Origin of the sequence: Aequorivita xiaoshiensis (assembly GCF_022008395.1) — a bacterium.
Classification (GTDB): Bacteria; Bacteroidota; Bacteroidia; order Flavobacteriales; family Flavobacteriaceae; genus Aequorivita; species Aequorivita xiaoshiensis.
Map to the genome: position 1 here is coordinate 333,234 of NZ_JAIRBB010000002.1, position 22,649 is coordinate 355,882.

The 22,649-nt window shown below is 33.9% G+C and carries 15 protein-coding genes; 5 read left to right on the plus strand and 10 right to left on the minus strand.

Annotation, left to right across the window (positions count from 1 at the left end; translation table 11 throughout):
• Nucleotides 1-187 precede the first annotated feature (187 nt).
• Entirely contained in the window at nucleotides 188-1,960 is a 1,773-nt protein-coding gene (locus tag K8344_RS04735; protein WP_237607107.1) for an ABC transporter ATP-binding protein, read from the plus strand.
• Nucleotides 1,961-2,726: 766 nt separating this feature from the next.
• Here the strand turns inward: K8344_RS04735 and tyrS are convergent.
• From tyrS to K8344_RS04770, 7 genes are all read right to left on the minus strand, one after another.
• A complete protein-coding gene (gene tyrS, locus K8344_RS04740) occupies nucleotides 2,727-3,932 on the minus strand; it encodes a tyrosine--tRNA ligase (protein ID WP_237607108.1) in 1,206 nt (401 codons plus the stop codon).
• A 242-nt stretch (nucleotides 3,933-4,174) separates the two neighbouring features.
• Nucleotides 4,175-5,797 (minus strand): GMC oxidoreductase, encoded by a 1,623-nt coding sequence (locus K8344_RS04745; protein ID WP_237607109.1) that lies wholly within the window; start codon nucleotides 5,795-5,797, stop codon nucleotides 4,175-4,177.
• Nucleotides 5,798-6,191: 394 nt separating this feature from the next.
• Nucleotides 6,192-6,899, minus strand: a complete 708-nt coding sequence (locus K8344_RS04750) for a DsbA family oxidoreductase (RefSeq protein ID WP_237607110.1) — start codon at nucleotides 6,897-6,899, stop codon at nucleotides 6,192-6,194.
• Nucleotides 6,900-7,067: 168 nt separating this feature from the next.
• A complete protein-coding gene (locus K8344_RS04755; RefSeq protein WP_237607111.1) occupies nucleotides 7,068-8,228 on the minus strand; it encodes a pyridoxal-phosphate-dependent aminotransferase family protein in 1,161 nt (386 codons plus the stop codon).
• 277 nt (nucleotides 8,229-8,505) lie between these two features.
• Complete coding sequence (locus K8344_RS04760) at nucleotides 8,506-10,503, minus strand: heavy metal translocating P-type ATPase (RefSeq protein WP_237607112.1); 1,998 nt, start codon at nucleotides 10,501-10,503, stop codon at nucleotides 8,506-8,508.
• A gap of 154 nt (nucleotides 10,504-10,657) precedes the next feature.
• On the minus strand, nucleotides 10,658-11,209 hold the full coding sequence (locus K8344_RS04765) for a hypothetical protein (RefSeq protein WP_237607113.1): 552 nt from the start codon (nucleotides 11,207-11,209) through the stop codon (nucleotides 10,658-10,660).
• 302 nt (nucleotides 11,210-11,511) lie between these two features.
• Nucleotides 11,512-12,015 (minus strand): DUF1648 domain-containing protein, encoded by a 504-nt coding sequence (locus K8344_RS04770; RefSeq protein ID WP_237607114.1) that lies wholly within the window; start codon nucleotides 12,013-12,015, stop codon nucleotides 11,512-11,514.
• Nucleotides 12,016-12,203: 188 nt separating this feature from the next.
• On the opposite strand from K8344_RS04770, the gene K8344_RS04775 reads away from it, so the two are divergent.
• Nucleotides 12,204-12,725 carry a DUF421 domain-containing protein gene (locus K8344_RS04775; protein WP_237607627.1) on the plus strand — a complete coding sequence of 174 codons (522 nt, stop codon included), beginning with the start codon at nucleotides 12,204-12,206 and terminating at the stop codon, nucleotides 12,723-12,725.
• Nucleotides 12,726-12,778: 53 nt separating this feature from the next.
• Here the strand turns inward: K8344_RS04775 and K8344_RS04780 are convergent, their stop codons facing one another.
• A complete protein-coding gene (locus K8344_RS04780) occupies nucleotides 12,779-13,399 on the minus strand; it encodes a class I SAM-dependent methyltransferase (RefSeq protein ID WP_237607115.1) in 621 nt (206 codons plus the stop codon).
• 528 nt (nucleotides 13,400-13,927) lie between these two features.
• On the opposite strand from K8344_RS04780, the gene K8344_RS04785 reads away from it, so the two are divergent.
• From K8344_RS04785 to K8344_RS04795, 3 genes are all read left to right on the plus strand, one after another.
• Nucleotides 13,928-15,601 carry a trypsin-like peptidase domain-containing protein gene (locus tag K8344_RS04785; protein WP_237607116.1) on the plus strand — a complete coding sequence of 558 codons (1,674 nt, stop codon included), beginning with the start codon at nucleotides 13,928-13,930 and terminating at the stop codon, nucleotides 15,599-15,601.
• Between the two features lie 97 nt (nucleotides 15,602-15,698).
• Entirely contained in the window at nucleotides 15,699-16,559 is an 861-nt protein-coding gene (locus K8344_RS04790; protein WP_237607117.1) for a PP2C family protein-serine/threonine phosphatase, read from the plus strand.
• Nucleotides 16,556-18,286 (plus strand): serine/threonine-protein kinase, encoded by a 1,731-nt coding sequence (locus K8344_RS04795; RefSeq protein ID WP_237607118.1) that lies wholly within the window; start codon nucleotides 16,556-16,558, stop codon nucleotides 18,284-18,286. Before K8344_RS04790 ends, K8344_RS04795 begins: the two co-directional genes overlap by 4 nt.
• 96 nt (nucleotides 18,287-18,382) lie before the next feature.
• Here the strand turns inward: K8344_RS04795 and K8344_RS04800 are convergent, their stop codons facing one another.
• Both K8344_RS04800 and K8344_RS04805 read right to left on the minus strand, forming a co-directional pair.
• On the minus strand, nucleotides 18,383-21,418 hold the full coding sequence (locus K8344_RS04800; protein WP_237607119.1) for an AAA family ATPase: 3,036 nt from the start codon (nucleotides 21,416-21,418) through the stop codon (nucleotides 18,383-18,385).
• 3 nt (nucleotides 21,419-21,421) lie between these two features.
• The gene (locus tag K8344_RS04805; RefSeq protein ID WP_237607120.1) at nucleotides 21,422-22,624 is read right to left on the minus strand and encodes an exonuclease SbcCD subunit D; all 1,203 of its coding nucleotides are present in this window, start codon (nucleotides 22,622-22,624) and stop codon (nucleotides 21,422-21,424) included.
• Between the last annotated feature and the right edge of the window lie 25 nt (nucleotides 22,625-22,649).

Sequence of the window (22,649 nt, forward strand, 5' to 3'; positions counted from 1 at the left end):
TTAAATTATAAAATGCAAGTATAATCTTATTCCTAATTAACTGCACACCCTACTCTAAATTTTTTGGGATAAGCCGATTTTTCTATAAAATATATTTAGGTAAAGTAAAAACTTCTTTTAGCGAAGTAATCTCCCTTGACGCTTCTTTAATGAGTATTTTTGCTCATTCTACTATTTACAAAGAAATATGCAGCACTATAAAGAAACCACCAAAAAGAAAGAAAATTCACAGCCAAAGGTTACTATGCTGCAAGCATTCAAGACCATAATTTGGCCAAGGCGAAATTTAGTTTTTATAGGATTAATCTTAATCGTCCTAAGAAGTTTATCAGGATTAGTCTTACCCTGGCAAAGTAAAGTGTTACTAGATGAGGTTGTACCCAATAAAGATTTATCTCAACTCTATACCTTAATCGCCATAGTAATTACCGCAATAACCGTTCAGGCATTAACCTCGTTTTTACTTACTAGAATACTAAGCGTTCAAGCCCAATATTTAATTAGTGAATTAAGATCGCAAGTTCAAAAGAAAGTGCTTTCCTTACCAATTAGTTTTTTCGATAACACCAAATCTGGAGCCTTAGTATCTAGAATTATGACCGATGTTGAAGGAGTAAGAAACCTTATAGGAACAGGTCTAGTACAATTAGTTGGGGGTTCGTTTACAGCCATAGTCTCCATGATTATTCTAATAAAGTTAAATGCCTGGATGACGCTTTTTGTGTTTGTCCCATTATCTATATTCGGTTTTATTGCTTTAAAAGCCTTTAAATTTATCCGACCAATTTTTAGAGCTCGAGGCAAAATTAACGCCGAAGTTACTGGTAGATTGACAGAAACTCTTGCAGGAGTTCGTGTGATAAAAGCATTTAATGCAGAGGAACAAGAGAATATTGTTTTTGAAAGAGGCGTTGAAAAACTGTATCAGAATGTAAAAAAGAGTTTAACAGCCACTGCTCTTATGACAAGTTCTTCTACCTTCTTAATTGGAGTAGCCACCACAGGAATAATGGGAATTGGAGGTTACTATATGATGATTGGTGAAATGACTACTGGAGACTTCCTATTCTTCACATTAATTCTTGGGTTTATGATTGCGCCAATTATACAAATGAGCAATATTGGAAGTCAGCTAACCGAAGCTTTAGCCGGTTTAGACAGAACGGAAGAGCTAATGAATAAGATGGCAGAAGAAGACAATCCTGAAAGAAACATTCAGATAGATACTTTAAAAGGTGATATAGAATTTAAGGATGTTTCATTTTCTTATGAAGAAGGAAAACAAATATTGCACAACATTAATTTTAAAGCGTCAGCAGGTTCTGTTACAGCTTTAGTGGGAAGTTCAGGTTCTGGAAAATCGACAATAGCAGGGCTTTCAGCTACCTTCCTAACGCCACAATCTGGAAAAGTCATTATCGATAATCAAGATTTATCACAAGTTAAATTAAGCAGTTACCGTCAGTATTTAGGTGTTGTTTTACAAGATGAGTTTTTGTTTGAAGGCACCATACGTGAAAATATAATGTTCCCTAGGCCCAATGCAACAGAAGTTGAGTTGCAAAATGCGGTGGAGGCAGCTTATGTAAACGAATTTACCGATAGATTTGAAGATGGCTTAGAAACTTTAATTGGAGAAAGAGGCGTAAAACTTTCTGGTGGTCAAAGACAGCGTTTAGCGATAGCTAGAGCTATATTAGCAAATCCAAAAATTATCATTCTAGACGAAGCCACATCTAGTTTAGATACTCAAAGTGAAGCATTAATTCAAAAAAGTTTGGCTGAATTAATCAAAGATAGAACGACTATTGTTATTGCTCACCGCTTGAGTACGATAAGAAAAGCAGATCAAATTTTGGTTATTGAAGCAGGACATATTGTTGAACGAGGTACTCACGAACAATTAATTGCAAAAGAAGGTAGATATTATGAATTGTATACCTACCAAGCAAAGATTTAAAACTATTAGTTTAAGATTTTTGGCAAGAAGCTAATTGCATAACCTATAGCGATATACTAAAAGAAATAATCTAATTAAACCCCAAAAAGTCAAATTGCTAATGGGGTTTAATTAATTGAGGAGATAAAAGCCTAAGCTTAATGTCAAATATAGTAATTAATTTCAATAATCCTAATAAAAAATCTCCTCCCTATACTATCAAATTATTTTCTCAACATTATAAACTCTTTTTTACTTGAATGATTATTAAAAATTAGAAATTTTAAAAAGATAGTTTCGCTTCCTCAAAGTTTCCAATTTCAATTTTTAAGTACTCAATTTATCCTACTTCCTCCTCGTCAGTTTTCGTATATAGCTAAAAGTTTGTTGGAAACTTTATGTGTAGCGGCATGAGTAAGCCTTGCTTAACGGGATTTAAAAGTTAAAAATGCTTTTTTATACCATTTTAGACCTGTGGCTTCCTTTTTAAAATCGTCGTGTGTTGCATTTTCTAATTTATTGCCGTTGAGCGAAGTATGTGTGCTATAAACTCCAATTTCAAAATGTTTAGACGCCGATGAATAACTTCGAAATCTAACTCAGAAAAATGACAAATAGTATCTCTATCATCCCGTCATTCATATTTTTGAAATCTGTACATGTATTTTTTGCTTAAAATTCGATTTGTTCCATTGTTGGTTCTGTACATGGATTGTTGCGGTTATTTATCTTATAGAAATTTAGGATTTTGCATTTTAAATGTGAATTTCGCTCTTACTTACTCACTCTATTTCAGTTCGTAATAACTTCGCTTTCCCATTTTAATTTTGGTTTCACTTTGTAAGTCAACACTCATAAAAGGATCAGTCACTTTTTTTTCGTTAATTTGAACAGCTCCGCTACTAATAAGTCTTCTAATATTCGATTTACTCATCTCCCCATTTAACTCAGAACACAAGTCAAGTAAACTAATCGTGCCATTTTCAGTTTGAATTGTATTTAAGTCAATAGGTTCGAATACTTTTTCTTGAAAATTTTTGTTCTGAAATTGATTACTAAAAAAAGCTTCTGCTTCCTCTGCTGCAACTTCATTGTGGTATTGTGTAATAATATTTTTAGCTATCAACTTTTTAATGTTCATCGGGTTCTCCCCTTCTTCCATTCTTTTTAAAATAGCTTCTATCTCCTCTATAGAAAAGTCTGTGGCTAATTCTAAAAATTCATTAATCAAATTGTCTGAAATTGACATCGTTTTTCCAAACATATCGTTTGGAGAATCAGTGAGCCCAATGATATTATTTAGAGACTTACTCATTTTCTCATTTCCGTCTAGTCCTTTTAACAAGGGCATACACATTACAGTTTGCGGACTCATATCGAATGTTTCCTGCAACTGCCTTCCCATAGTACAATTAAAAAGCTGGTCTGTACCTCCCATTTCGATATCTGCTTTAATTTTCACCGAATCGAAGCCTTGTAGAATTGGGTACACAAGTTCGTTCATCGCAATAGGAGTATTTTCAGAAAAACGCTTATTAAAATCGTTTCTATGCATTAATTGAGCAACGGTAACCTTAGATAATATCTGTATTACTTCTGTAAACTCAAGCTTATCTAACCACTCTGAGTTAAAAACTATTTTAGTTTTTTCAATATCCATAATTTTGGATAATTGATTGAGGTAAGTTTCAGCATTGTGTTGTACCTCGCCAATGCTCAACGGCATCCTACTTTTATTTTTACCCGTTGGATCTCCAATACGGGCAGTAAAACTTCCTACCAAAATCACAATTTGGTGACCTAAATCTTGAAATTCTCTTAGTTTTTTTAAAACCACGGCGTGTCCCAAATGTAAATCTGGAGCAGTGGGGTCGAAACCAAGCTTAATTATTAATTTTCGATTTTCCTTTTCAGCTTGTTTTAATTTTTCCTCCAATCCATTTTCTGGAAGAATAATTTCAACGTTTTGTTTTAGTTTTTCAATAGTTTCCATTTTTTCTTAAATAAAAAAGCCCGAGCATTTGCTCGGGCTTTAGATTAAAATATAGTGTTTTTAACTTCTTAAATTTTATTTAAAACATATACATAGCCATTCCGAGCAGATATTATTTGGTCATAATAAGTGCTGAAATAAGGCAGGCGTAGTATGTTATTTAAAGTTTTCAATTCTGACCACAAAGTTAAGTGTTAATATAATGCTGAACAAATAAATATAGCTACACCCAAAATCATGTGCTAGTTACATTGTTGGTAATCACTTTTAATTATTTCGTCCATACAGTATTCAGCAACTGCAGTAATAGTTAGAAAAGGATTTACACCAATGCTTGCAGGAACTAGAGCGCCGTCGGTTATATACAAGTTTTCATATCCTTTAACTCGACCATATAAATCGGTTGTTTTACCTAATACTGCACCACCTAGTGGATGATAACAAATATCTGGTCCATAACCACCCTTCCATAACAACCCAGAAGGAGTTCCACCGTTTGCTTTATTCATTTTCTTGATAAAATACTTGGCGTTTTTTACAGTGTGCTTGTAATTTTTCTTTTCCCAATTAACTATGATATCATTTATCTTTGGATTATATGAAATACTTCCAGGTGTTGGTACTTTATTAATTATTAAATACAGAGCCGTATATACCTCCATTCCCATTGGTAAAGGAGAAATTTCAGCAAAAAATGAATGTTTCTCATCCTCCCAATTGTCAATCCCTGAAACTGGAATTGTAGATTGTTTAACCCCCGTACCTGGTCGGAAATTGCTATCGGTAGCCTCATTTTCTACTCTATTAAAAAGAGTATTTACCATATTTCTTCCAGTCATTACATTTCCGTTATTCCCCCAATATTCTCCTAAACTAGGATCAAAATTGTTCATTTTACCTTTGAATTTTGAAGCCAATAACAGTTTTGTAGTACCAAGACTTCCTGCGTTTAGGAATAGTTTTTTACAGTTTATAGTTTTCTTTTCAACTACTTCGCCTTCAGTATTTAAAACATTTACATATACAGCATAGCCTTTCTCCGTTTGCTGAAAGTAATCAACTTGATGAAGATCATGAATGCTCAACAATCCAGTTGTAAGAGCTTTTTTTAAATACGTTTTTTCAAGGCTTTGTTTCCCGTGGTTATTTCCGTAAATCACCTCTTTAGCAAGTGCAGACTTTGGTACTTTTCCTGCTTCTTCCTTCTTCATATAATCGAAAGAGTATACATTAGGAACTCGTATAGTCTTAAATCCAGCTTTCCTTGCTTCACTCTCACCTACTCTCGCAAATTTATAATAGGGAGTATCATTGTAATATTTATCCGAAATTTGATTTACATCTAATTCTTTTTGTGCTAATGGGAAATAAGTTTTCCAAAATTCTTCGACATCTAAATCTGGAAATATTTCTTTAAAATATTGTTTTTTAGGCTGTACGGCCATTCCTCCATTTACCAATGAGCCCCCTCCTACGCCCCGACCAGCATAAACCTTAACATTTTCAAAATCCATTCGATCGAGAACACCAGTAAACTTTTTATTAAATCTAGAAATGTTCATCATTGGGGCTTGAGTCGATTTTCTAAGCCAAGTAGAATTGTTTTTAGGTGTAATTAAGTTTGAAAATGGCTTGTATTTACCTCCCTCTTTTTCCCAATCTAATCCCATTTCTAACATCACAACCTTTTTTCCTGCTTGAGTAAGACGCAACGCAGCTACTGCTCCTCCATATCCTGAACCAATAACTAGGTTCTCGATATATTCGTTTGTTTTTGTTGTCATTAATTCACTTGCTAAAACACTAGGAACCATAAGCCCCATACTTAATCCTGAGGTTAGTTTTATAAAGCTTCTTCTTTTCATTATAATTCAACCGATTTCTAGTGGTATTAATTTTTATCTTTTCTGAGCGGTTTCAAACCCTTGTAATGTGACTAATATACGAATGATAAGAAAGCTAACAGATAAGAAAATTCTGAAAATATTCTTAATTATTTCTTGAGGACGGAAATTATAGACTTTTAAAGAAAACGTCTTTAATGATTAAGAAAAATAATAACAGGTTTATCCCATAATCCACCAATCAACTATTTAAGTAGCTATAAAAAAACCTAACAGATTTTTCACCTTCACTATTTTGCAATTGTGAAGAAATGAAACCTGTTAGGTTATAATAATGTTATTGTTCGAAAATGAAGTAATTTAAAAGACTATCTTATTTACGAAATAGAATTAACTCCTCAATTTAAACTTCAGTCTATTCACAAGTGCCATCTGGGCTACAACTTTGGCCTTGTGTAACTTCTAATTTTGTTTCTGGATTAAGTTTTCTCCATTCGTCAAATGCAACTTCTAGGTTTTCTAAGAATGCCTGAGGTGGTTGCGCTCCAGAAACTCCATATTTTCGGTCAAGTACAAAAAACGGAACTCCCTGAACTCCTAGCTCTCTAGCTTCCTGAATATCTTGTTTAAATAAAGACACAAATTTCTCATCGTTCAATGCTGCTTTTACTTCGGCTTCACCTAGCTCTAATTCTTTCCCAATTTGAACTAAGGTATCAATATCAGCTATATTTTTCCCCTCTGTGAAAAATGCAAGAAATAGTTTTTCTTCTGCTTGATCTCCTAAACCTTTGGTTTTGGCAAACTGAATAAACTTATGAGCGTTTAATGAATTCACCATTACTGCTTTATCAAAATTGTATTCCAAGCCAACCTGTTTTGCCGAAAGGGTAACGTTATCTAGCATTCCTTTTACTTGCTCTTGGCTCATTCCTTTATTTTTAACAAGATAGTCTTGGTAGCTGTCTTTTGGTTCCTCAGGAATATTAGAGTCTAATTGGTAACTTTTCCAAACTACCTCAAGTTCATTTTTATGCTCGAATTGTTCGAGTGCTGTTTCAAAATTTCTCTTCCCGATATAGCAAAAAGGACACATTACATCACTCCAAATTTCTATTTTCATTTTGTTTTCCATTATTCATTTAAGATTTTAATTCACTTATTTCTTTCTTCTCCTGCTCAATAACTTAGCCTAAAGTTTTCAATAAAGCAACAGGTTCTAATAAATTCCTATATGTCGGTTCAACTAATACTTCATTACAGAAATATCTACCAAAAACATAGCCAATTATTAAAAGTGCTTTATTACTTGGGCAGTACCAATTCCTAATTCGTGTTGATAACCATTACGCTTTAAAGCAGTTTCAATAGCACCTACAGTTGCGAGTAAATCTGTTTTGTTTATTGAGCCCATATGACCAATTCTAAAGTAATTGTCTTTTAATTCTGGCAATAGACCACCTGCTAATACTATACCATTGTCACCCACTACTTGTAAAAATGCTTTAGCATCCATATTCTTAGGATATAATGGAGCTGTTAAGGTGTTTGCTACTGTTTCAGCATTCTTAGTTAATAACTCCAATCCTAAAGCTTTGATAGCTTCACGCATAGCCTTTCCTGCGCGTTTATGACGATCAAAACGATGTTCTAATCCTTCCTTTAAAATTAAGTCCAAACTTTTTTCTAAAGCAATAATAAGGTTTACCGGAGGCGTCCCAAAATATGAGGCTTGCCTGTTTTCGTAAGCTTGCATTATAGGAAGCCAGTTTGTCCAATCGGAATAATAGTTGGAAACTGGACTTTTACGATTTTCAAAAGTTTTGATTGCATTTGGAGATGCTACCAAAAGTGCAAGTCCAGGTGGAACTCCTACTGCTTTTTGAGATGCGGTAACTACAACATCTATTCCCCATTCTTCTTGCTTAATTTCTTCACCCGCTACCGAGCAAACTCCATCGAGAATTGTCAACACCTTGTATTTTTTTCCTAATGCACCTATGCTTCTAGCATCATTTAATACCGCAGTGGAAGTATCGACGTGAGTAAATGCCAAAATTTTATAATTATTAGATTTTAGTTGCTTCTCAACATCATCTATAGGGACAATATGGCCCACCTCGGATTCAAGAATATCTACATCTGCTCCATAGCGTTTTAAAATTTCAGCATATCGAAGCCCAAAGTATCCTGTAGAAACCACTAGCACCTTATCGCCAACTTCAACCAAATTGGCTGCCGCCATATCCATAGCAAGTGTCCCTGTTCCTGCTACTATAAATCCCTGTCCAGAAGGACACTGACAAATATCCTTTAACAACTTTAAACTGTTTGCAAATACAGCTATAAAATCAGGGTCGATATGACTAGGTGTAGGAATAGCCATAGATTGTAAAACTTCATTTTTAAACTCTATTGGCCCTGGAATCATTAACAACTTCCTTGAATTCATATACTTTGTTTAAATTTTTTCTGCAATGCAATTAATATAATAAAATTTACAAGATGAGATATTCCGTTAAGTAATTATTAACCTTATTTATCCTAAAGGAAACTAAGAATTGCTAGATTAACGATATACAATTTTGGATACAGAATGAAAATTCGAAATAAACCATTAAACACAGCAACGTAACAAGAAATTGTGTTAAATGTCGTAATTAAAAATTAAAAATCTCAACATATTTTTTACGCTTCAAAGCAAATTGTAAGCATAGGAGTCTGAAAACCTATTGCAACTCATACCGTAACAATCTCAATGCATTCAATACAACTACCAAAGTTGATCCTTCGTGGAAGACAACTGCTGGTCCTATTGCTATGGTTCCCATAATTGTTAATGGAACTAATATAGCTACCATTCCCAGACTAATTATTAAGTTTTGTTTAATAATGCTTTTTGCTTTTCTACTTAGGCCAATTGCAAAGGGAAGATTATCTAATTTATCTGCCATTAGTGCTATATCTGCAGTTTCTAAAGCTACATCAGACCCTGCAGCTCCCATGGCAATTCCTACTGTACTTTTTGCCATTGCAGGGGCGTCATTCACACCATCTCCAACCATAGCCACTCCTCCACTTTCTCCTTCCTTAAGTTTTTCTATTGCTGTAACTTTATCTTCAGGAAGTAAACTTCCCATCGGATCGGTTATTCCAATAATTTTTGCAACAGCATTAGCTACTTTTTGATTATCGCCCGTAAGCATAACCATTCGTTTAATACCTATTCTTTTTAAAGCGGTTAAGGTTGAAATCGCTTCTGAACGGGCTACATCCATGGCTGCAATAACACCTAAGTAATCATTCTCTTGATGAACAATCATTGCTGTATTTCCTTCCATTTCAAGCTCAGCCATTTTTTGGTCTATTTCCTCAGGTACTGCCGTTCCTGTTAACTCTTCAAAAAGTCTTCGATTACCAATATGAACAAGACCACCATTGTAATCGGCTTGAATTCCTCGTGCGGTTAAGGCCTTTAAATTTTCAGCTTTCGGAATATCGATATCTCCTAATTCTTTTTTCCCGCCCTCTACTATAGCTGCCGCTAATGGGTGATCACTAAGTGCCTCTACAGCTACAGAAACCTTTAGTAATTGTTCGCTACTTATATTTCCAAAAGGAATAGCGTGTGTTAGTTTAGGTCTACCTTCGGTTAGAGTTCCTGTTTTATCAAATGCAATTGCACTAACTCCGCCTAAATCTTCTAATGGACGACCTCCTTTTATCAACACTCCTTGCCGAGCTGCTCTTGCAATTCCAGCCAACACAGCACTAGGTGTTGATATAGCCAAGGCACATGGTGAAGCGGCAATTAAAACTGACATTGCTCTGTAAAAACTCTGCTCGAAAGTTTCGTCAATTACAACAAAACCGAATAGTAGTAGAATTACTAAAATTAACACCGACGGCACGTAGTACTTTTCAAACCTGTCTGTTAGATGTTGTGTAGGTGATTTTTGGGTTTCGGCCTCTTTCACTAAATAGATTAATCGCGAAAGTGTGCTGTCTTTTGACTCCTTTAAAACTTTAATTTCCAGTGCTCCACTGCCGTTAATTGTACCCGCGAAAACTCTATGTTCAGGCAATAAATTCTTAATTTCGATGTCATCTTTCCAGCTATCGCTTGGGAGTTTGGTAATTGGCATACTTTCTCCGGTAATTGAAGCCTGATTTACTGCACTCGTTCCTTTTGCTACTACTCCATCAGCTGCGATAGTTGAATTTGGCTTTACCACAATTATGTCTCCAACTTTAAGTTGTTCAATGTGAACTTCTTTCAGATTTCCATTATGTTTTACAAGTGCGGTTGGAGGCGCTAATTCTGAAAGAGCAGAAATAGACTTTCGTGCTCTTTTCATTGCGTAATGTTCTAGAGCGTGTCCTAAACTAAACAGAAATAGTAATAAGGCACTTTCGCTCCACTTTCCCAATGCAGCTGCACCAATAGCTGCAAAAAGCATTAAGAAATCAATTTCAAATTTTCCTTTTAAAAGACCGCTAATAGCAGAAGAGAAAGTGAAAACTCCACCAAAAATTGCTCCGATAATAAAAACCGGAGTTACAATGGATTCAGAAACGCTAGAGATAAACGATAAGATGACCCCAGTAACCCAAAATACTCCACTGATTATTGCGAAATAGAGTTCGGTGTTTTCTCCTAAAAAATTGAGGTTAGCATGACCGTGCTCACTGTTTTCTTGATGTGAATCCTTACTGGCATCTTTCATATTATTTTTGATTTCTTAGTTTTTATAAACCTAAATGTTCTTTTAAATTTTTTTTATTCTGTATAAAGTATATTGAGAAAGACTGTTAATTGTTCAATTACAAATGGTAACGCTTTGGTTCTATCAAGCTTTTACTGTTTCCCGCAAATAAAAATTAGTCTTGTGTTCCTAAATTAGTTTTTGAAGATGTGTGTTCCTCGAGATAATAATTATCCTCAGAATTTATTGGTCTAAAATCCTGATTACTGAAAGGAGAAGTTTCAGGGATTTTCACAACATTGTATTCAAATCCCACTGCTATATGGCATTTATTACATGTATTTGTAAGTGAGATAAAATTTCTTTTAAAAGCTTCTGAATTTTTTTCATCAATGGCTTTTTCAATGTTTTCTAAAGGTGAATTTAACATTCCTATCATTTCACTTTCTTTACGACCAGCTTGATACTTTTGAATGTCTTCTATAGCTTCTTCTAATTCGTGGATTTCAAAATCGGCGAGATCCCAGTTTTTATTTTGTCCTGCGAACCACAATTTTGCGTGATGTGTTTGTATAGATCCCATAAAATCTCCAAAACCTGGTTTATAAGCGTCTGCAAGTTTACTTTCTAACTTGTTTATGCGCTCTTCCAAATCTTTTGTACTATCTGTTTGCTGATTACAGGCTAATAAAGATAAACTCAATAAAATTAAAAGTAAATGTTTCATTTACAGAGGTTTTATTTATTCTTATTAAAATGATTTTAGTAATCTCTTTCTGTTAGAAATTACTCTAAGTTCAAATTACATCAATTTAATATATAATCAAATTTTAAGCATCGAGAAATCTACTAAATATATTGATTTTAAATATAAAAGGGATGGGGATAAAAGATATACTTCTTCTCTTTAAAAATTAATCAATTTTAGTATGAAACTGCTAAAGTTAATTCGGGAGTTGTTCAATGAGAAAATCGAGTGGATTGACTATTTAACCATTCTTTCTTAGGGGTGCCTATAAAATTATTTATCTATTTCTTGTTGAAGATTAATATCCTAATCGCGAAAAAAATTGGAGTTGCAACTAATAAAATTGGAAATAAAGGTGTGAGATAGTTGTCGAGGTTATTTTCTATTTCAAGACCGTCTAATAGCGACAAAACTGTGACTGTAATACACAAAAGTGCTATTAATAATCCCACAATTCGAAGCATTAGTGTTGCTTGTTTATAGTTATACCTAGCATTTTTATCATTAATTTCAGTGGGATAATTAAAAATCCAAGGATATTGATTGAGTTTAAATACTGCGAGAGTGATAACACCACAAATTATCGGGCTCGTCCATAGCACACTTTTTGCTCCAAATCCATTTTCATCTTTTGAAGGCCAATTAAAGTGAATAGCAATCTTTTCAGGTAGTTGATTGTAAAAATATCCTATTAAAATTGTCGACGCTATTATTAGCAGAAATGTAATTACTTCAATAAACTTATCAATTGTAGTTTTCTCGATTTTAATTTTTGGACGCGTCATTTAATTAATTCAACTTTAAAAAATGAATACTTTAATTGCACGAATTTGATGTGTGTATTAAAGCTTACTAGAATAGCAAGGGTTAAACCTTTAATTAAATTTTTCCTAATTTATTACTAAATTAAGAATTTATGGAATAAATTAAATTTAACTTTATGGAAATCGATATAAATATTATTAAAAGTAAAATGGAAAAGTTGTTTAGTATTTCTAATTCCGAAGTTACTAGTATTGTAATAAGTGCGATTGCTGTTTATGTGGCTGTAATCCTTTATACTAGAGTTTTTGGAAAGCGGAGTTTTAGTAAAATGTCAAGTTTTGATTTTGCAATGACAGTAGCTATAGGTTCTTTAATTGCATCTACAATTCTTACTTCAAGTGTATCTATTACAGAAGGAGTTTTGGGACTTTTAGTAGTTTATGTTTTACAATTAACAGCAGCTTATTTTAGAAGGTTTAAGTTTTTTGCCAATACTATAGATAACACACCTTTACTGCTAATGGATGGTCCTAGTATACTTCATGAAAATTTAGCAAAGGCTAGAGTAACAGAGGGAGATTTGAGAGCAAAACTTCGCGAATCAAATGTGCTAGAATTATCTCAAGTGCGAGCTGTAATATTTGAAACTACAGGTGATATAGCTGTATTACATACTTCTGAAGAATCACAAGAAGTTGAGTCTTGGCTTTTAAAAGATGTGATGAAATAAATTTCACAATAAATTATTCCTTAAAAACAAATCCGATTACCATGAATCTCAATTTATGTTTTTGAAATTATAAGGACCCTATCTGTTAGTTTTTCTATAACCAAATTGTATATATCGGTAATATATTCAATAGTTTTAGCAGTATAAATAAACACATGTGTGGGATCATTTCGGTAATACCAATTAGCAAAGTCTATATCTATGGTATACAAATGTGTCATTACATAGAGCCGTCCTCCTGGCTTCATTATTTTTAAAAGCATTTCAATTTCTTGCTTAGGACTGTAAAAATGTTCGAAAACTTCACAACAAAAAATGTAGTCGTAACTATAATTGACGAAACCTTCGTTTGGATTAAAATATGGGTCATGAAGAATTATCCGATACCCAAAATCAATAAGTTGTTTTGAGATTACGGGGCCTGTTCCGCAGCCATAGTCCAAACCAAGTTCCTCTGGACTTTGGTTCTCTAAAATAGCAGATGTAATTGGCGAAGTAAATTTTTGGTAACCAGGATTATCTATATCGTTATTGTGTTCTTTATAACGCTCCTTCTCTTCTACACTATTTAGGTAATACTTTTTATGCTTAACATAGGCGCCACAACAATTACAAATGAAATAAAATTCATCTATCTTATTGTGAAGTGTTGTATTACAAAGTGTGCATTCCATTTAGCAAATTTTAAAATAAACTAAACCTTGCGAGATTCAATTGATGAATTCGAAATTCAACAATTTACACAATTATTTCAACATACATGGAAGGAAATTAAACACATAGCAATCTAAAACAAACTTAAAACTTAATGTGACCGATAGTTTCAATTAGCTAATAAATATGTCCTAATACCTATTAACTTAATTCAGCCATTTTCATTCCACCGTTGGTTTTTACTCCATCAAATTCTATTAAAAAGATAACTTTGAAATTTATTTAAAAGTTAATTTTATCTAATCTAACTAGTTCCAACAAATTTTACGACACATAAATTCCATTCGAAATTACACTTCCATTTTAATTCTTATACAATTTTTTTGGTTCTCAAAAATTAATATTGTCGGTATAAAATTACTTTCCCAAACAATTTACACTTTATAAATGATGACCTTTTCATAGTTTTTCGATAGTTGATTGTAATGGATAATTATTGAACACCATTTTCAGTATGAACCAATTATTAACCAATAAATTCAATTACTATGAATAATCAAGCCAATTTTCTTTTAATACGTCACATTGCAGGCTCTAAGAAAGGACAAGTAGAAAGCTTCACTATTTCTAAAAATCTAGATGTTAAAATAGGACGAGGATTAGATAACGATGTAAGTTTTGATCCTGTTAAGGAAGATACTATTAGTCGAAATCATTGCCACATATCTCAAGACAGTGAAAATCCTGAACGCTTCTTCATTTCTGATAGTCAGAGTAAGAATGGAACATTTGTAAATGAAGTACTCATTACAAAAAAAACCGAACTATTTGCTGGAGATATTATAAAGCTTGGTAAGGATGGCCCTTCATTCGAATTGGACCTTGATCCTCGTCCAAAGCTACATATAAAAAGCACTCGAGTTCTAGACACAACCGTTGCAAAAGAAACCAAAGTACATACCGCTACTAATTTTTCAAAAACTACTTCAGAAAAGAAACAGCCGAAAAAAGATGGTGTTGGAAAAAATACTATGCAGCATATGATTCGCGAATCTGAAAAGAAAAATAAGACCGGTCTTTTAATTACATTAACTGCTATTATACTATTAGTTTCAACTGGAGGGTATTTATTATATCAAAAACAGAGCGTTAAAGAAATTGTTCATGTTAGAGAACCAAAAACCACCTTCACTCCTACCGAAATTGCTAAGGCAAATAATGAGAAAGTAGTTTATATAGAATTTGCTTGGAAACTTACAAATACTGAATCTAGTGAAGAAATGTATCACGTTTATTATCCTGTTATAAAGGATAAGCAAATTATTGGACACAAAGGTGCATATTTTCAAAATCAACAAGGACAAATCGAACCCTTGTTAGTTACAAAGGGTGACTATTTAAAAGGGTTTGGAAATACGCAAGGCATAGAACTAGACATTATTGCGAGTTCCGGTATGGGCAGTGGCTTCGTGATAGACGAACGCGGTTTCATTGCAACAAATCGACACGTAGCTACTAGCTGGCTTACAAGGTTTCAATTTCAAGAATACGCTTTCCCGGGAGTACTAATGGAGACAGATAAAAACGGACAATTCGCACCTTCTTGGGATAAACAAGTAACAAGAGAAATGGTAGGTAGCTGGGTTCCTGGAAATGATAAAAAATACACTGGGGTAAATACTTATTTGGATGTAACTTTTGCCAATAATTCACAAAGAACACCAGCTCAGATCGTCCGAATCTCCTCTACTCACGACATCGCTATGATTAAAATTGACTTACCTGAATCATTGCCTAAAGTAGAACTTTATGACAATTATAATGAAATTCAACCCGGTGATCCTACAATTGTTATGGGATATCCAGGACTTGCACCTAACCAATTAGTGCTTAAGCGCTCACAAGATTACTTTAATTCCAATCCAAATATTTCAACCGTACCTGTGCCCACTATAAGTACAGGAAATGTAGGACGAATGGTTCGTGGAAGTGAAAGAAATGAAAAAATTGATGATTATCGATCTTCCTTAGGTGACTACTACCAACTTACAATCAACTCTACAGGTGGAGGAAATAGCGGAGGACCTATGTTTGATGATAAAGGACGTGTAGTGGGTGTTTATAGCGCCGGAACAACAGATGGAAGAGGAAATGCTATTAGTTTTTCAGTTCCAATTAAATATGTAATGGAGTTAATGGGTCGTCAACAGGTTATCAAATAATATATTAAAACAACCAATCAGGTAATTACTTTCACTTTTCCACTAATTCTATTCTACTATTGTGTAAGCAATTAACTGGCAATTAACAGAAATAATTATGAGGTTTTTCTTTTCAAGTAATAAAAATAAGGTTGCTAATTCCACTGTAAAAAAGAGTAAAAATAGTGGGAGTTTTTGCAATGTTTATACTCTTTCAGAAACTGGTCCTGTTCGCGACCACAACGAAGACTCTATTGCATATTCTTTTCCAGAAAACAACCATAAAAATCTAATTGCTATAGTGGCAGATGGCATGGGCGGACATAATGCAGGTGAAATAGCTAGTAAGATTGCGTGTGATATTTTGCTCGATTATTGTTTAAAATATTGGGAGAAATATACTCCTGAAAAATTGTTGCAAAAGGCTTTTAAAAATGCACATAATGAAATAGTTGAAACTGGCAAATGGAATCCAGAACAGCATGGAATGGGTACTACTGCTACTTCAGTGATAATACAGCGTAATGTATGTTATATCGGCCATATTGGTGATAGTCGTATTTATCGTTTACGAAATGGAAACTTAACACAAATTAGCAAAGACCATACATTAGTTAACCAGATGTTTGAAGATGGCGATATTACAATGCAAGAACGAGATAACCATCCAATGAAAAATGTGCTATTGCAGGCTTTAGGAACTACAACAAATATACAACCTCAAATTACATCCAATGGCTGGAAAATATTGGAAGGTGACCGGATTTTTATGTGCTCTGATGGCGTAACAGATGTATTTAGTGATGGTGACATAAAAGACTTGCTGTCAATGAGCCAAGCAGAGTTTGTCTTGGAGTGTTTAAGTTGTACTGCCACAACCAGAAATGTATCAGATAATTTTTCAGCAGTGCTCATAGATATCTCTTCTATAAACCGAACACTTCCATCAAAAACTAAAGAACAAAATGTACTATTATGAGCATACTAGGTAGTCAATATGACGTTATTCAAAAACTTGGGGAAGGTGGAATGGGTGTTGTTTATCTCGCAAGAGATACTATGATTCAAAGATTAGTTGCCATTAAGCAGCTTCATCGCGATGGAGGTTCAGAGGAAGAAAGTTTAGGTGAAAGATTTCAAGCCGAAGCGCTCGCGCTAGCAAAACTGAATCACCCTAATATTACGCACCTCTATTCATTTATTCCAAAGGAAGATACCTATTGGATGATTATGGAATATGTTGAGGGAAAGACGCTCGAAGATTGGTTAAAAATTCATCAAAAAATCACACATCAACTCGCAGCTAGTATTGCGGTCCAAATACTTGATGGCTTAGAACACGCACATCGCAAGGGAATTATTCATCGAGATATAAAACCTGCTAATGTGATGATTAATGAAGATGGAGAGGTTAAAATTATGGATTTTGGAATTGCTAGAATGCGTAATGCACAACGAATTACAAGTCACGGTAAGTCTGTAGGAACCTTAGAGTATATGGCTCCAGAACAAATTCAAGGTCATGAGGGAGATGAGCGCATTGACGTCTATGCTGTTGGCAATATTTTGTATGAAATGTTAAGCGGTAGTACACCGTTCCAGAGTGACACCGATTATCGGTTGATGAAAGATAAGTTAGAAAAACGAGCTGAATCCATAATACAATATAATTCTACAGTCCCCGTCTCTTTTGAAAAGATTATTTTTAAAGCACTTCAATGTAATCCTAACAAGAGATACAAATCGGCGATGGAAATGAAAATTGCCATCGAAAAAAATCTTGGTTCCTCTCTTTTAGATCAATCTACACTTACCGATGTGCTACAAGCATCTCAAGTTTTTACTGAACCTCAAAAAGGAAGTGAAATAATATCCGTAAATAAAATTTTTGCTCGTGCAAAATCCATCTCAGGACAGTTTAAAGTACCAAAGGCAACCAAAGTACACAATTCATTATTATTATTAGGAGTCTCTATTTTATTTTGTGCAATTTTATTGATTTGGGGTGGTGGAACAAGTAAAGAAATAGTTCATGAAAAAACTCCTGTGGCGTCTGAAGTTACCTGGACAGAACCGGAGAACAGCCCTCAAGAAGTGGTATTAAACCAAACTTCTAGTGAATTTGAAGAATCACCAAATGAAATGTATAAGCGAATTATTAATAATACAGAAGTCATTCCTGAAGCTAAAGAAGAAATAAAAAAAGATATAAGCCAACCAACGAATAGTAAACCTTCAAATCAACCAAAAAAAAAGAGTGAACCAAAACCGTCAATTATTCCTGAAAAAACAGTGAAGAAAGAAGACAATGTTAAAAAACCAGTTGTTCCAAACACTCCCGTTAAAGTGCCTGCAGGAAAAATTATTAGTATTACCTTAAAAGAAGATTTAAGTTCGGAAGAAAAAGAGCGAGATGGAAAACAGATCCAACTAATTTGCAATGAAGATGTTGTTGCCGAAAATAGAGTAATTATTAAAAAAGGAGCCGAAGTTATCGGAAAGATTGTCGATGTTGTTGAATCGACACATAGTAGAAAAAAAGCTTTAATTGGTTTTGTAATTCAATATGTAATAGCCGTTGATGGTAGTAAAGTTAAATTAAAATCAAAACGCTATCGATTGTATGCCGATACTCAAGGAATTCCTGTAACATATAAAACTGGTGAAACATTTGAAGCTAAGTTAAGAGGTGGCAAAGTTCGATAAGCAACCTTATCCCCAAGCCAATGTAAACAATGAGATACTAAACTTGTATTTTTTACCAGTCTCTTAAACTTATTCTTCGAAAAAAGTTTATTCCAATTACTGCACTACCTCTAAAATAGAATACCCCAAACTCCCCTTCTCCAATTTAATCTGGGTTGTTATCCGCTCTTTTAAAGCACTTACGTGTGAAATCACTCCAACCGACTTATCGCCTTCACTCTGCATTCTCTCAAGTATCGTAATAGCTTGGTCTAGCGTTTCTGGGTCTAAAGTTCCAAATCCTTCGTCTATAAATAAGGATTCAATTTTTACGTTTCTAGCGGCTATATCAGACAAAGCAAAGGCCATTGCTAAACTCACCAAAAAAGTTTCTCCTCCAGATAAAGTGCGAACAGAACGACGAGCGTTCCCCATATACCTATCAAAAACCTTAAGTGTATCACTTTTATCAGCTTCTTCAGGTGTTGGGATATCTAGTAAATAACGATCACTGAAATCTGAAAGACGCTTGTTGGCAAAACCTATTAACTGCTCTAGAGTGAGATCCTGAACAAAATTTGAAAACTTGTTTCCAGTTGCATCCCCAATTAAATCGTTCATAGATTTCCAAAGAGCCAAATCTTTCTTTAAAAGATTTAATTCGTCAATTACTTTTTGCTGACGCTTTTTGTTATTTTCATCATTTTCCAAACTCTGGGTTAATTTCCCAATATTAACAGAAAGTGTATCCCAGTGATTTTTAGACTCTTCAAATAAGGAAGTTAAAGCTTCCAGTGAAAGTTTAGTATCATCTTTGGCAGTCAATTCTTTTATCCTTCTTACCAACTCACTTTCTTTTACAGAAATACTTGTATGGCGTTCTTTAAGCTCATTTTCCCGTTTTCTAATCTTGTTTGCTCGATCTTCTTGTATAATTGATTTTCGCAATGTTTCGAGACTTTCCAAGCCTTCCTTTACAAGTATTTGTTTTAAATCTGCTTCTCTCTTAGATTTCTCTGAAGTAGTATTTTTTATTTTGTCATTAGTTTCCTGAAGCTGTTTAGCAAGTGACGAAATGTTGGAAACAGCTTGTGTGAGTTGGGTTGATAAAGTATTAGATTCTTTATTGATATCCTGCCCTTTATAGCGAGAACTTCGCTCTTTATTTAAATTTAAATATTCATTTAAAGCATTTTCCCACTGATTAAAACTCGTTCCAATATCCTTTAAAACTTCAGCTGCCTGAAAAGCATTTTTCGATACTTCCAATTGCTTAATGGTGTTTGCCAATGCCATTCGATTGCCTTGAAGAGTTTCAAGAGCTTCCTTATAATTCCAATCCAAATCTTCTGCGAGATCTGAAAGCACTTTTATATTGATGGTTTCTTCCTTCTTAAGAACTTCAATATCGTTGGCAATACTTTTGATTTCCTTTAAATGATACTTGTTCTTTTCGTTTAAAGCTATTAATAGATCAGATTTGGATTTAAGTGAATCCTTTTTTTGCTTTAGAAGTTCTTCTTTGGCGTCAAAATATGGCTCCTCAGACGCGTATGGATGGTGGATGGAACCACAAAGTGGACAAGGTTCCTCTGGTTTCAATTGTTGACGGTATTCCTCTAAACTTTGATGTTTGCGCTGTTGTTCTAATTTTTTCTCTAAAATTTCAACATCCTTTTTTAAATCAATAATATCTTTTTCTTGAGATGTTATAGCATTGTTGTCTTGCTCTAGTTTTTCCTTTACTGATTTAAGTTTATCATTCTGAACTTTGATATTAGTTTGAATTTTTAATAACTGTTCCTTTCTAGTGAGGAGTTCTCCCGCTTTCTCATGATTATGCCGAGCAGTTTCTAGGGTGTTATTTAACGCTTCTATACTTCCAACTCCTGAATTAAGAATGCTTTCATTTACAGATTTTTTGAAAGCAATAAACTGTGGCTTAAACTGCTCAGGATTATCTGCGTTGGAAAGTGAAAAATCTAATTGTTTTATCTTGCGAACGTAGTTATTCAACTGACTTTTATAAAGATTGGCTTCTCCAATCTTTTTTTCTTCTTCATTTTGTAAAGCAGCAATTTTTCCTCGGAATGCTTCTAACTTACTATTAGCATTTTCTACATCAACCGCTTCAAAAGTCAATTCTGATATTTTATGCAAGTAAGTTTTCTGTAATGCCTCTACTTCTTCTTTAGATTTCTGTAGTCCTTCTATATATTCTTTAAGCCGATTTTCTTCTTTAACCACTAAATCAAACTCTCTTAAATTAACTGCGTATTTAGATAGTTTCTCGTGGTTCTCTAATTCGACCTTAAAAGGCTTAAAAATTTCAATGTCCTTTTTAAGTTCAGCTTTGTCAACTTCAAGTTGCTTTTGTTCTTTTTGTGTATCTTGAAGTTCTTGCCTAGTTTTTATTTTTTCGGCTGCAATTTGGTAAGCCTTCTCAATTTCGGGCTTAGTTTTACTCAATGATTGTAATTCATTTTTCTTCGCTGTAATAACTTCGGGACTTAATAATTCAATTCCTTCAAGGCCAGCTTTTTTAAGTTCAATCTTCTTTTCTACCGATTTATATCTAAAATACACTGCCTTCCCTATTTCACGATAGGATTTGGCTCCAGTTATATCTTCCAACAACTTGTTTCGCTCATTACGCGGTGCTCGAAGCAATTTACTAAACTCCCCTTGTGATAATACCATGGCTTTCACAAACTGCTCGTAACTTAAGCCTATAATAACATTGTTTTTTTCAGGCGTTTTAGTACCTGATTCCAGAATATGTCCCGTAGCAACCTCTACCAATTCCTGTTTTCGGGCATTTAAATTATTATTTCTATTGCGTTCTATAGACCAATGGCTGCGATAATCCTTTCCATTTACACGATATTCAACTTCGGCATAACAACTCTTCATGTTTCGAGTCATAATCCCACCATCGTCTTCCAAAATTGAATTACTCACATTTTTATCAACTCGAGCAATACGATTATAAAGAGCCAAAGTTATTACATCTAATAAGGTTGATTTTCCAGAACCTGTAGGTCCGGTAATAGCAAAAAGTCCAGCGTCTGCTAATATCCCCTCTCCAAAGTTAATTTCGTGCTCCCCTTTGAGGGAATGAATATTTTCAAATCGTATTTTTAGAATTTTCATAGTCTATAGATTCAATTCTTCTAAAATTTCACGGAAAGCATTCTTTAATTCTTCCGTGTTTTCCAAACCACTCTGTAATTCAAGTTTCTTTTCAAACATCTGCATTGGCGTTACATCAGCCACGTCTGTACCTACTTCAAAAGCATCGCTAGCACCTCTAATTTTATTTCTGAAATTAAGCCGGGACTTTACAACTTCTATATTCGAATTGAACTGAGAATTGATAAGTGCTTCAAAAGCTTGACGCCTTTCTAAGCTTTCAACCTCTTCGTTTACGATAATTTCGGCTAGTGAAGTTAAGGTGGTTTCTTCGGAGTAAATATTTAGTTTTTCTTCAACCTCCTGCAAACTGCCTTCAAAAGTTATAAGGTTTCTGTGTTTAGGAATAGGAATAATATCTACGTTTTCTATCTCATTATTTACTACAGTAATCACGTTAATCTGCTTGCGATCTTCTTTTTCAGAAAAGCTTAGCGGTACGGGTGAACCACAATAATAAATGTTTTGTTCGCGAGAAATTACTTGTGGCTTATGAATATGTCCTAATGCAACATAATCTGGAGTTTCACCAAACATATTTGCTTCAACACCTGCTTGATTCCCTATTTGAATATCGCGTTCACTTTCTGAAAGCTCACTTCCTTGTACATATAAATGGCCCATTACAATAAACAATTCACCAGAATAGTTTTGTTGGTAATAATTATTAATGTTAGTAAAATAACCTCTTAGCCCAGATTTTATCTGTTCGATTTTTGTGGCGTAGCTTTCCCCTGCAGCCGACTTTCGAATATCCCTATCTTTTAAAAACGGTATAGCAGCTACTACAACTGTTTCGTTGTTCTTTTCTACCGTTACAAACATGTCCTCTACCCTTTGTGTAGCACCGCCAACAACGGTAATATCGAATGTCTTTAATAATTCGGCTGGAGCGTTTAAAACTGCCGAAGAATCGTGATTACCTCCTGTAATAATTATTTTACAATCTAGGTTAATTAACTTTTTTAATAAATCATAGTACTGTTTAAACGCAGCTTGTGAAGGATTAGCTTGGTCGAAAACATCACCTGAAACCAATAACACATCGATATCTTCAGATTTTATATAATTTATTAACCATTCAAAAAAAAGGTCTAAATCTGCAGTTAAATCATATTTAAGTAATTGTTTTCCGATATGCCAATCGGAAGTGTGAAGAATTTTCATGTCAATTTCCTATTGTAAATTATCC